Source organism: Sodalis sp. RH14, assembly GCF_047324285.1.
Lineage (GTDB): Bacteria > Pseudomonadota > Gammaproteobacteria > Enterobacterales > Enterobacteriaceae > Acerihabitans.
In genome coordinates, this window is the sequence record NZ_CP178739.1 from 1,906,991 (window position 1) to 1,918,560 (window position 11,570).

Genomic DNA, 11,570 nt, shown 5'->3' on the forward strand with positions numbered 1-11,570 from the left:
CAAAATGTAATTATCGATGATAACCAGAGCCGGAAAAACAACGCGCTGCTAGCGCGCCCGGAATAGGGCATGCTATCGCGGTTGGGCCGTCATTGAATATATTCGTGGCCGGCCGTTTCCGTCCTATTACCTCAATGGGATAGAACAATGAAAATAACGCCTCATAATATATGGAATAGAATGCTATGTTCCGGCGCGATCGCCTGCGGCATAGCGCTGACGAGCAGCGCGGCGTTTGCCGCCAGCGACGCGGAATCTTCAGGACGGCCGCTGTCCGATGCCGGGGGATGGCTGTCGGAGCACGGCGTTACCCCACATATCATGGCCTCTCAGCTTTGGCTGGGCAACCCCAGCGCGGGGACTTCCACCGACGAGCAGCAGGCCTACACGATGTTTTTTGCCGGCGCGGATTTCGATCTCGATCGTATGGGATTCATACCCGGCGGCACGGTCCACTTTATGCAACTATGGGTGCCCTTCGCCCATAATACTCTCTATGGCAATAACGCCGGCGGCATGTTGGCCGGCGATCCGCCGCCCTATATCCCCAAGGTCTCGCATTTGCTGCGTTTCGGTTATGAACAGCTACTGTTTAACGATCGGCTCTCCATTGAACTGGGCAAGAGCAATCCCGGCCAGTTTGTCGGTTTCAGCAACTGTAACGTGCCGTCGTCCTGTATAAATACCGTACTGAATAAAACCGCGGGGTTCGCCCCCGCGCCTTACGCCGGCTGGGGCGCACGCGCCAGCTATCACTTTACGCCGGCGCTGGAGTCCAATATCGGTGTCTGGCGTACCTACCAGGCGTTTCCGTTCACCAACGGCTGGGAACGGTGGGACGACGACTTAGATACCGGCAGTACCCTGCTGGTCGCTAATTTAGCGCGGCGCGCCAGCTGGCGGCAGGAGCCCTATCCCTTCAACTGGGAGGTCCTGGCGTTCCACAATAATTTGCAATACAACGATGCCTACGCCACGGTGAACGGCACCTCGAAGGTATACGACGGCAGCTCGGCGGTGATTACCCATAAAGGGGTTTCCGGCTTTTATCTTACGGCAAAAAAAGCCTTATGGCGGCGTGATGGCGGGGCCGATCCCCACAATCCCGCGCCCAGCGCCGTAAGTCTGCACGGCAGCTGGTCGCAAACCCTGCAATCGGATGCCTACACGGGAATAGCCACGTTGGCTGATGTCGGGCTTATCTGGTCGGGCCCCTGGCAGAGCCGTCCCGATGACAGCTACGGCCTGACTTTCCGCTGGGGCAGGCTGACGGATGGCGAACACCGTTATTTGCAGGATATGTACGATTCCCAGGGAGGAACGGGGTGGCAGGTGCCGCGTAACGAACAGCAGGTCAGTATCGACGCATCCTTTATGCTCACGCCGGAGGTCAATTTAACGATGACCGGGTCTCGGGTCTGGAACAACACCAATTACCAGTATGCCTATACCAACGTCAAACCAGAGGATGGCTACACATTCTGGATCCAGGTCAACGTCATGCTGGAAAAACTGCTTGGTCTGTGAGGGCTGCGAACAGGGAAAACTGCCGGCCCGTCCTGGCGCCGGCAAAATGTGTTTACGGTTATCATTGCTGATGGCAAATCATATTCGTATCCGTACCGAACCTTCTGCGTCCCAGCCCCATGGATTGCATTTTCCTGACGATGGTGGGCTGGGATACGCCCAGGGCGGCGGCAATATGATAGGTGGTTTTATATTTATCCTGGGCCAGCGCCAATACAGTCCTTTCAATTTGCGACAGAATATCCGGCAGGGTATGGTGAAGACGCAGCTGCCTGGCGCAAAAATTCAATGCTTCGTCATCCAGATGGTCAGGTTGCGGATGCTGTTCATTCTTGCATAGCAGCGGAGAGATGATTTCTTCGGTAATGAAATTTTCCTCGGAACAAATATACAAATATTCAATGATGTTTTCCAGTTCGCGGATATTGCCCGGCCAGGCGTAATTGACTAACAGTGTCAACGTCGGGGCGGGGAATCTGATTATTCTGTTATAAAGAGCATCAAATTTATGCAGGAAATATTCAGTCAGTAACGGAATGTCGCTTTTTCTTTCCCGTAAAGGGACGAGATGAATCGGAATAAGGTTAATGCGGTAAAAAAGATCTTCACGGAATTTTCTCTCGGCGACTTTTTTATCCAGATCGGCATTGGTGGCGGCAATGACGCGGACATTAAGTTTGACAGGTTTAGTTCCGCCTAAGCGGACGATTTCTTTTTGCTGCAAGACGCGTAACAATTTCGCCTGGGCCTCGAAGGGTAAATCGCCGATTTCATCCAGGAATATTGTTCCGCCGTTGGCCTGCTCAAAAAAACCGGCTCGTCCTGAACCGGCGCCGGTGAATGCGCCTTTTTCATAACCGAAAAGCTCACTTTCTATAAGGCTGACCGGTATTGCCGCACAATTAAGCTTGATAAAAGGCCGGTCTGCCCGCGCGCTTAGTTTTTGGATATTCTCAGCCACCACTTCTTTACCTGTGCCGGATTCTCCGCGTATTAAAACGGATGCATCTGTTTTTGCGACCCGCAGCATAATCCGCTTCAGTTCTTCCATCGGTCTGCTGACACCGATAAAATTAGCGAAAGGTGGGGAAGCCGGCCCTGTTATTTTTTCCAATGGTTCATGATAGGATTCGAATGAATAAATCGGATAGTTGAATTTGGCATGCAGTTTCTGGAAAAAAGATTGCGCATACAAGATAGACACCACATGTTCAATCTCGTTTTCCTCATCAAGCACCGGCATACCTGACACAAAAGCCATTTTTTCCGGTAACAGATGATGAACAAAAAACGCCATGGCCTCTTTCTTTTGTTTGAGGACTTCGGTGGTAATCGCGCTTTTGAAATATTTTCCTTCTTTAATAATATCGTCAATGCTCCGGCCAAGGATGGCATCAGCCTCTATGATGGGGTTTTCCCGCAGGTAAGCCAGGTTAATATATTCCGTTACGCCGCTGGAGTTGGTTATGTAGATAGGGCATTCCAGGGTATCGACGATTTTCTTAAAATCTATCCCAGCCTCGTTAGCCGTTTGGAGAAAATTTGCGCTGGACATGATGGGCCTCTTGAAAACCGGTGATGGTAAAACAGACTATACCGGCTCAAGGAACCAGCGAATGTTAGATCAAGTTATAAATAAATTTGATGGCAGGATATGTGAAAGAAATCACATATCGTTCCGGTATTAAACAGCATTTTTATTTATGTTAAGAAGTCATAAATCAGAGGTAAAGATATTGAAATAAGATCCAGCATATTAGGCAAAAGCATCTCTTTGTCTCTTATATTGGCGATCGATCGGGCTTCCCATCGCCTCCATGGGCGATAGGTGCGCACATCGCCGCGCCCCATCAGGGCGCCCGCCATCAACCGGCAGGCGGATGCGCCACCAGACGCAGGAGCGTGACTTCAGACGGTGCGGCCAGTCGTATCGGCGGTCCCCAATAGCCCGTGCCGCGGCTGGTGTATACCCAAAGATCGTTGAGCTTGTCCAGCCCGTGTACGAACGGCTGCTGCAAACGGACAAAGAACTGCCACGGCAGGAACTGGCCTCCGTGCGTGTGGCCGGACAATTGCAGCGTGAAGCCCGCTTCCGAGGCGGCCGTCGCAGAGCGTGGCTGGTGGGCAAGCAAAAGCCGGAACAGGATATCGCCCGGGGCGCCGCGCATGGCTTTCTGCGGATCGCTTGCGTGCGCCGGGTCGAAGTTGCCGCCGCTGTAATCCGTCACGCCCGCCACGATGGCGCGCGCGCCGCCGTGGTTAACCACCACATGTTCGTTCATCAACACCTGGAAGCCAAGCCGGCGAAACTCAGCGATCCAGGTATCCGCGCCGGCATAATATTCATGATTGCCGGTGACGAAGAAGGTCCCGTGCCGCGCCGATAACGCGCCAAGGGGGCGGGTATCCGCCTCGAGCTGCGGCACGGATCCATCGACGACATCGCCCGTCACAGCAATCAGGTCCGCTTCAAGCGCATTCACGGTTGCGACGATTTTCTCGACATAGCCGCGTTTAATGGTCGGGCCGATGTGGATGTCGCTGATCTGCACGATGCGAAAGCCGTCCAGCCCCGCCGCCAGTCCCGCGATAGGGATGTCGATAATTTTCACCGGCGCATTCCGGCGCGCGTTGTAAACGCCCAACAGCGTGAGGAGTATGGCAACGAGCGGTACGCACAGCGCGCTGACGGCGGTGAACTCCGCCGTCGCCGCGGTGACGCCCGGCAAACTGTCCACGGCATGCAGCAAAAGCAATACTATATCGCGCAGCGCTGTCAGCACCAGCAGCGACGAGAAGAAACCCATCGTGAGTAATCCCGCCCACGCCAGCCGGTCCGACAGCGGCTGTTTTTTTATATTGCGCGCGGCCATGCCGACCGGGATCAGCACAGCAGACATCGCCAGCAGCAGCGCCGCGAGCCATTTGAATGGCGTGCCGACAGGCAAGGCGGCAATGAGCCGCACGCCGATATACACATGCAACAGCGTGACTATGCTGATGAGGCGAATGAAAAATGCGGAACGGAGCATAGATAATCTTTCCTTGTTACATGATATCACCTCTCCAAGGATAACCGAATTCACTCTCCCGCGTCAGCGTCTGACGTTATCCCCCAGCGGGCGGCGGGGCACTGCTGACGCCGTTTAAGGACGTGCAGATGCCTGACGGTATAGCCGGTTATGACGGCACAGAGACGGCCGGCGGGCATAGGCCGGGCCGCCGCAGGAGGGCAATGGTATTGTGAAGGAGATCAAATAATAGTTAAAACACGGTTTCATTTTTTTATAGTTCGGTGGAGAGTGCTCAGTGTTTAACGGGAAAAGTAGTGTCTAGTGTCTAACTATTCCTTCCGGGCATCGTTTCTCTTACGGATTGTCACCATGACCATGTCAGCAAAAGATAAACTGTACCAGTCCATATTGACCCATTATTCGGGCAATCACAGCGGTTTTACCGCGCTGGATTGCGCGAATTTAGTGCCGATCGGCCGCAGTGTAATCAGTCATTATCTCAATCGGTTATGCGATGATGGGAAATTAATCAAAGAAAACACCCGGCCCGTACGTTTTTTTGTCAATACGGCACAAACGCGATCCGTGCTGGCGCGGGTGGAAAAAAAAGCACTGGATGCCTTCAGCCGTCTGATTGGCGTTGAGGGAAGTCTGGCGCAAGCGGTATTAATGTGCCGCTCGGCGGTAGATTATCCCACCGGCGGCCTGCCGGTGCTGCTGGCCGGTGAAAGCGGGGTGGGTAAAAGCCATCTCGCCAGCGTGATATATGACTACGCGCTGGAACGGGGCGTTATCGCGGCTGATAAACCGCTTATCGAGCTGAATTGCGCCGATTATGCCAATAATCCTGAGCTATTGTCCGGCACATTATTTGGTTATATCAAGGGGGCGTTCACCGGCGCCGACCGGGAGAAGCGCGGCGCCTTCGATGAGGCGGACGGCGGTTTTTTATTTCTTGATGAAGTCCACCGGCTCTCCGCCGAAAACCAGGAAAAGCTGTTCCTGTTTATGGATAAAGGCTATTTCTACCGCCTCGGTGATAATCGTACCCGTCGTCCGGCCAGCATTCGGTTTATTTTCGCTACCACAGAAAATATTGATACCGTGTTGCTCAATACTTTCCGCCGCCGCATCCCGGTGCGCGTCACGCTGCCGAATTTCATCTCACGTCCGCTCACTGAACGGGTGGCGCAGGTCGAGTATTTTCTGCATTGCGAGGCACGCAGCCTGGCAAGGGATATTCATCTGGATGCCGCCCTTATGCATCAACTGGTCATGTCGCCGATCAGGGGCAATATCGGCGAATTGAAAAACCAAATTAAGGTGATGTGCGCCAGCGCATGGAGCGACGGGGATAACGCGAAATTTATCACCCTGAGTTCGCCGCACCTCCATTCCGGCGGCGGTGAAATGCTGCTGATTTCCCACCGTGACCGGGCCGGTAACGTTGATGTGTCGATGTTGCTGCCTAAAGCGATGCGCGATGACGTCATTTTCAAAGAGTTCTGCCACAGCGGCAATACGCTGTTGCTCAATCGCAAGCTGGAACAATTGCTGACGACGATCGGCGGCGTTCTGAATCCGGCCTCGCCTTACAGCGGTTATGTCTGGCAAAACACCATGCATGCCATCAATGAGCTGGAGAACTTAACCGGCCTGACGTTCAGTCAGGATCACCGCAAAGCTGTCTGGCTGTGCCTGAATTACGCGTTACATCATGCCGGCGGCGCAGCACAGGCCGATGAACTGCGGGCGATAACCGATTATGTTTCCAGCAAGGCGCGGTTGCTGGCCGGTGAGTGCGTAGACCTGTTGCGACAGCACGTCGTTAACGAGGCTTTTTTACTGTTGCCGCCGCTGCTCGGCAGCGCATTTAACACCCTGGCCGGTGACGATGACCTCATCCAGGGGGTGATTGTTTCCCACGGACGCTCCACGGCGTCCAGTCTGGCGGGTATCGCCAATCAGCTGACCGGCGGTTATATATTTAAAGCTTTCGATATGCCCAACGCGACCTCGACACGCGAGATCATTGATATGCTGATCAAGCACCTGGACGCCATCAAGCAGAGCGCCGGATTGATAATCCTGGTGGATATGGGGTCGCTGAAGGCGATTTATGAGGAAATAAAACTCCATCTGCATGGCGAACTGCTGGTGATCAATAACGTCAGCACCGCCATGGCGCTGGATATTGCCTCAAAGATCCAGTCACGCCTGGCGATGAAGGACATTATCGACAGCGTCAAAGGCGCCTATGAAGTGGAAACCCGCTACTACGCCGGCGTGCTGCCGGGAAATAAAATTATCATTACCTGTATTTCCGGCGAAGGCATCTCGCACAAACTCAAAGATATCGTGCAGCGTTATCTGGCCTGCGATCAGATTGATATCGTCACTATGGAATATGACGATGTGAAATGGAAAATCGCCCGCTCTGACCCGGCGCTGAACGGCACGCGGCTTATTATCACTACCACCGATCTGGATGCGGGCTATATTCCGCTGTTAAGCGTGGAACAACTGATTAAAGAGAAAACCGCCGTATTGCGCCGCGACTATTTTACCGATCTGCTGACCTCGGACGGACTGGAAACAATGATTGACGAGGTGGTTAAATTATTTACCGTGGAAGGCGTTGCCGGCAGGCTTAACTTTCTCAATCCGGTGGTGATCATTGATGAGGTGGACGCGGTCATTAAGCAGTACGAATCCTTTTATAAAATACATTTCGAAAGTTATCTGCGCATTAATTTATTTATGCATCTTGCCCTAATGATTGAACGCGTCATGGTCAATGCCGGGATGCGTAACCGTGATGACGCGCAGCTAACCGCTGACCAACACGCCTTTGTCGCAGGGCATGACACCTTTTTCCTGGCGCTGAACCGCAAATATCACATCGCGCTGCCCGTCACCGAGGTTCTGATGATTTATGAAATCATGGAGCCCTGGATCGCCCCGCAGCCGGCGTGACCCTGTCCTTTGGCCTTGCGGCATACTTTATCGTCGGGCACATGTTTCCACACTCGGTTTTCCAGTGCGTTAAACAGAAATATTAGTGTGGAAAACTATAATTAATCCTTTGTTTTTAAAGAAAATATATTTAATGGCATAGCTCTTGCATTGCCAGGGCGGGTTATCAGTAATCATTTAAGGAAAGCGGAATGCGAGAGGTCTTTATCGCCAGTCATGGCCAGTATGCTAAAGGCATTATTTCCGGGCTTGATTTACTTATCGGCAACGATCATGGCGTCACTCCCATATGCGCTTACTGTGGCGACATTGGCTCCACGGCTGATTTGACGCGGCGCTTCAACGCTATCGCGTTGGAAGCGGCGCGGCGCGGCAATGAGCTGGTGCTGTTTACCGATATGAAAGGCGGTAGCGTTAATAATACGGCGATTCAAGTGATGATGAATTTTCCCCATATGCATGTGATTAGCGGCGCTAACCTGATCATGCTGATGGAGTTCTGCATGTCGGAACTCGCGGAAACGGCGGCGCGCATCGCGGAAGCTATCCATATGGCCACCCAGGCCATGCAGTATATGAATACGCTGCCGGAAATTGTCAGCGCGCGCCAGAATCTGGGCGGCGCTAACCGCGATGACGATGATTTCTTCGCCGCGGAGGAAAAGCAATGAGCGTCGTGCTTGAATCCCTGGACCCGCGTTACGCTGCGGGGCAATCCTATTTGACGCCGGCATGGCTGCAGGCCGCGATTGGCGACGTGCTGAAAAGCATCAATGCCATGTTGCCGCGTTTTACCGCCACGTTCCCAGCGGCCAGCGCGCGGGACGGGCGTTACCCGGCGGTAGAGAAAGTGGACTGGACCGAGGGCTTTTGGACCGGCCTTCTATGGCTGGCGTGGGAGGTCACCGGTGACGACAAATACCGCCGCTGCGCGCAAGGGCTGCTGGTAAGCTTCGAGGAGCGTCTCGACCGGCTGATCAAAGTGGATACTCACGACCTGGGTTTTCTGTATCTGCTTTCCTGCGTCAATGCCTGGACGCTGACCGGCAATGAACGTGCGCGCGACCTGGCGTTACGCGCCGCGGAATTGCTGTACCGCCGCTTTAACCCCACCGCAGGCGTTATCCAGGCGTGGGGGGATTTAAGCGATCCGACGCGCCAGGGGCGCATGATTATCGACTGTAATCTGAATGTGCCGTTGCTGTTCTGGGCGGCGAACGAAACCGGCAACCGGCAGTGGCGGGAGGCGGCCCGATGCCATTTGGCGCAGGCTTCACGTTATCTGGTGCGCGACGACGCCTCCACCTTTCATACCTTCTACCTGGATATCCACAACGGGCAACCGTTGCGCGGCGATACCCATCAGGGGGTCAGCAATGATTCCTGCTGGTCGCGCGGGCAGGCTTGGGGGATGTACGGCTTTGCGCTCGGCTTTAATCACACCGGCGATGCCGCCTATACCGAGCTGTCGCGCAAGCTGAGCCACTACTTTCTTAACCGCTTGCCTGATGACTATGTCTGTTATTGGGATTTGATATTCAAGCCGCAGGACCACGCATTCCGTGATACCTCCGCCGCCGCGATCGCGGTGTGCGGGCTGGCCGAATTACTGAAACAACTGCCGCTCAGCGATCCGCTGCGCCCCGCTTATATCAACGCTATCGGCCTGCTGATGCGCAATCTGCACCAGCATTATTTCGCGCATCATGAAGACGGCCTGCTGCGCGAGGGGGTATACAACCATGGCCGCAATATGGGCATTAATGTGCCTAATCTCTGGGGCGATTATTTCTATTTCGAAGCGCTGGTGCGCCTATCCCGTATCTGGACACCCTACTGGTAAAGACGAATAACAGGAGAAAAAAACATGATTTCATTGGTTCGTATTGACGATCGATTAATCCACGGCCAGGTGGCGGTGGTATGGACTAAGCACCTGGGCGTGAACCGCATTCTCGTGGCGAACGACCAGATCGTGGCCAACGACGTGCAGAAAATGTCGCTGCGCATGGCGGCGCCGGATACGGCGAAATGCGCCATCATGGCGGTTAAGGACGCCGGGGATACCCTTAACGATCCGCGCTCCGCGGACATGAAAATCCTGGTGATCGTCAACAATGTGGCCGATGCCCGCCGCCTGATTGAGCAAGTACCCGCCATCAAGCACCTGAACGTCGCCAATTACGGACGTATCACCGATAACCTGGCGGCTAAAACCAAAATCAGCGACACCGTTTATGTGACGCCGCAAGACGTGGCGGATTTCCTCGCCATTGCCGGGTGCGGCGTAAAAGTGGACTACCAGGTGTTGCCTTCCCACCCGGTGAAAAATCTCATTGAGATGCTTAATAACGCCTGAAAAGCGAGGACAGTATGTTAACTCCGGCATTACTTGTTGCTCTGGTGATGTATATCGCCAAATTCTTCGACCACACCCTCGGCCAGCCGTTAATTGAACGTCCGCTGGTCTGCGGCGCCATGGTGGGATTGGTGTTGGGCGATTTTCAGCAGGGCATCATTATCGGCGCCAGCCTGGAACTGATTTTCCTCGGCACCATCACTATCGGCGGCTCGGTGCCCGCCGATCTGGCGGTGGGTTCGGTGCTGGCCACCGCCTTTACCATCCTGACCCATGCCGAACCGGCGGTGGCCGTGGCGCTGGCATTGCCGATAAGCCTGCTGGCGGTGTTTGTCTACCAGGTGCTGAAGCTGGTGTACACCGCGCTGGTGGAAAAATATGACGCCCTGCTTGAACAGGGCCATGATCGCGCGGCGCTTGGCCTGACCTTCGGCATGACGATGTTTTATGGCGTGCCGTTTGCGATCATCGCCTTTTTCGGCGTGCTGTTCGGCACCGACGTTATCCGCAGCCTGGTGGAGAACATCCCCGGTACCGTGATGCGCGGCATGACCGCGGTGGGCGGCATCCTGCCGGCGCTGGGGTTCGCCATCCTGCTTAGAGCGCTTTGGCATCGCAATATCGCCGCCTTCTTTTTTATTGGTTTTGCGCTGGCGGCGTATTTGAAACTGCCGATCATGGGTATCGCCATTATCGCCGCCTCCATAGCGGTTTACCTGTGCTTTAACGAATTCAATCAACTCAAATTAAACAAACAAAACGCCGGCAATGCGCATGCGGTTTCCGTCGACGATAAGGATGGGTTCTTTAATGACTGATATCCAGATAAGAGACACTGTCGCCTATAGCAGCGATAAAGACGAAAAGAAAATGTTCCGCCAGTTATTTATCCGCCAATTCCAATTGCTGGGGGCGATGAATTTTACCCGCATGGAGGGCTTGAACTATGGCTGGGCGCTGGCGCCGATGCTGCGCAAAATCTATCCAGAGCCTCATCGCTATCTGGATGCGCTTAAGCGCAATAGCCAATTTTTCAATACTAACCAGCATCTGGCGCCGTTTATTATGGGTTTGACGTTATCGATGGAAAAGGAGAATGCCGGTAATCCGGTATTTGATACCTCGAGTATTAACGGCATTAAAGTGGCGCTGATGGGTCCATTTGCCGGTGTAGGCGACTCATTTTTTTACGGCGTGCTGCGTATTATCGCCACCGGCATAGCCATTGGCTTGTCTTCGCAGGGTAACCCTCTCGGGCCGCTGTTGTTCCTGCTGATATACAACATTCCCAGCTATTTGATTCGATATTACGGCGGGGTCATGGGCTACCGGCTCGGGTCGAAATATATCGCCGAGGCCACCCAATCTGGGCTGCTGGGGTGTATCACTAAGGCGTCCTCCATCATGGGGTTGATGATGGTAGGGGCGATGAGCGCCTCGATGGTAAAGTTCACCACCACGTATAAAACCACCATTGCCGGGCAGCCGTTCGTGTTGCAGGAGATCCTCGATAAAATTTGCGTTGGGTTGATTCCGCTCCTGCTGGTGCTGGTTTGCCTGCGTCTGCTGAATAAAAAGGTCAGCCCGAACAAAGTGCTTATTGTCCTGATTGTGCTTGGCTTCGCCGCCGCCGGCATCGGCATTGTCTAACCCCCATCCCCTTTTCATGCGAAGAGGGGATGACTTATGGACTC

At 54.0% G+C, this 11,570-nt stretch carries 9 protein-coding genes; 7 read left to right on the forward strand and 2 right to left on the reverse strand.

Annotated elements, in window-relative coordinates; translation table 11 throughout:
• Positions 1–180: 180 nt before the first annotated feature.
• Positions 181–1,527 (forward strand): carbohydrate porin, encoded by a 1,347-nt coding sequence (locus ACL2XQ_RS08500; RefSeq protein ID WP_413740259.1) that lies wholly within the window; start codon positions 181–183, stop codon positions 1,525–1,527.
• A gap of 61 nt (positions 1,528–1,588) precedes the next feature.
• Here the strand turns inward: ACL2XQ_RS08500 and ACL2XQ_RS08505 are convergent, their stop codons facing one another.
• Positions 1,589–3,082 carry a sigma-54 interaction domain-containing protein gene (locus ACL2XQ_RS08505; protein ID WP_413740260.1) on the reverse strand — a complete coding sequence of 498 codons (1,494 nt, stop codon included), beginning with the start codon at positions 3,080–3,082 and terminating at the stop codon, positions 1,589–1,591.
• A 310-nt stretch (positions 3,083–3,392) separates the two neighbouring features.
• Positions 3,393–4,559: a metallophosphoesterase gene (locus tag ACL2XQ_RS08510; RefSeq protein ID WP_413740261.1), complete on the reverse strand. Its 1,167-nt coding sequence runs from the start codon at positions 4,557–4,559 to the stop codon at positions 3,393–3,395.
• 351 nt (positions 4,560–4,910) lie between these two features.
• Between ACL2XQ_RS08510 and ACL2XQ_RS08515 the strand changes: the two genes are divergently transcribed.
• From ACL2XQ_RS08515 to ACL2XQ_RS08540, 6 genes are all read left to right on the forward strand, one after another.
• Positions 4,911–7,517, forward strand: a complete 2,607-nt coding sequence (locus ACL2XQ_RS08515; protein WP_413740262.1) for a sigma 54-interacting transcriptional regulator — start codon at positions 4,911–4,913, stop codon at positions 7,515–7,517.
• Positions 7,518–7,708: 191 nt separating this feature from the next.
• Complete coding sequence (locus ACL2XQ_RS08520) at positions 7,709–8,188, forward strand: PTS sugar transporter subunit IIA (protein ID WP_410015536.1); 480 nt, start codon at positions 7,709–7,711, stop codon at positions 8,186–8,188.
• A complete protein-coding gene (locus ACL2XQ_RS08525; RefSeq protein ID WP_413740263.1) occupies positions 8,185–9,360 on the forward strand; it encodes a glycoside hydrolase family 88 protein in 1,176 nt (391 codons plus the stop codon). Before ACL2XQ_RS08520 ends, ACL2XQ_RS08525 begins: the two co-directional genes overlap by 4 nt.
• A gap of 24 nt (positions 9,361–9,384) precedes the next feature.
• On the forward strand, positions 9,385–9,876 hold the full coding sequence (locus ACL2XQ_RS08530) for a PTS system mannose/fructose/N-acetylgalactosamine-transporter subunit IIB (RefSeq protein ID WP_413728575.1): 492 nt from the start codon (positions 9,385–9,387) through the stop codon (positions 9,874–9,876).
• Between the two features lie 14 nt (positions 9,877–9,890).
• Positions 9,891–10,694, forward strand: a complete 804-nt coding sequence (locus tag ACL2XQ_RS08535; RefSeq protein ID WP_413728574.1) for a PTS mannose/fructose/sorbose/N-acetylgalactosamine transporter subunit IIC — start codon at positions 9,891–9,893, stop codon at positions 10,692–10,694.
• On the forward strand, positions 10,687–11,526 hold the full coding sequence (locus ACL2XQ_RS08540; protein WP_410015532.1) for a PTS system mannose/fructose/sorbose family transporter subunit IID: 840 nt from the start codon (positions 10,687–10,689) through the stop codon (positions 11,524–11,526). The genes ACL2XQ_RS08535 and ACL2XQ_RS08540 overlap by 8 nt, the downstream gene beginning before the upstream one ends.
• Positions 11,527–11,570: the final 44 nt, after the last annotated feature.

What these genes read in the sequence shown, in the direction of transcription:
- ACL2XQ_RS08500 (WP_413740259.1), top strand. Translation starts at nt 181, where the DNA reads ATGCTATGTTCCGGCGCGATCGCCTGCGGCATAGCGCTGACGAGCAGC.
- ACL2XQ_RS08505 (WP_413740260.1), bottom strand. Translation starts at nt 3,082, where the DNA reads ATGTCCAGCGCAAATTTTCTCCAAACGGCTAACGAGGCTGGGATAGAT.
- ACL2XQ_RS08510 (WP_413740261.1), bottom strand. Translation starts at nt 4,559, where the DNA reads ATGCTCCGTTCCGCATTTTTCATTCGCCTCATCAGCATAGTCACGCTG.
- ACL2XQ_RS08515 (WP_413740262.1), top strand. Translation starts at nt 4,911, where the DNA reads ATGACCATGTCAGCAAAAGATAAACTGTACCAGTCCATATTGACCCAT.
- ACL2XQ_RS08520 (WP_410015536.1), top strand. Translation starts at nt 7,709, where the DNA reads ATGCGAGAGGTCTTTATCGCCAGTCATGGCCAGTATGCTAAAGGCATT.
- ACL2XQ_RS08525 (WP_413740263.1), top strand. Translation starts at nt 8,185, where the DNA reads ATGAGCGTCGTGCTTGAATCCCTGGACCCGCGTTACGCTGCGGGGCAA.
- ACL2XQ_RS08530 (WP_413728575.1), top strand. Translation starts at nt 9,385, where the DNA reads ATGATTTCATTGGTTCGTATTGACGATCGATTAATCCACGGCCAGGTG.
- ACL2XQ_RS08535 (WP_413728574.1), top strand. Translation starts at nt 9,891, where the DNA reads ATGTTAACTCCGGCATTACTTGTTGCTCTGGTGATGTATATCGCCAAA.
- ACL2XQ_RS08540 (WP_410015532.1), top strand. Translation starts at nt 10,687, where the DNA reads ATGACTGATATCCAGATAAGAGACACTGTCGCCTATAGCAGCGATAAA.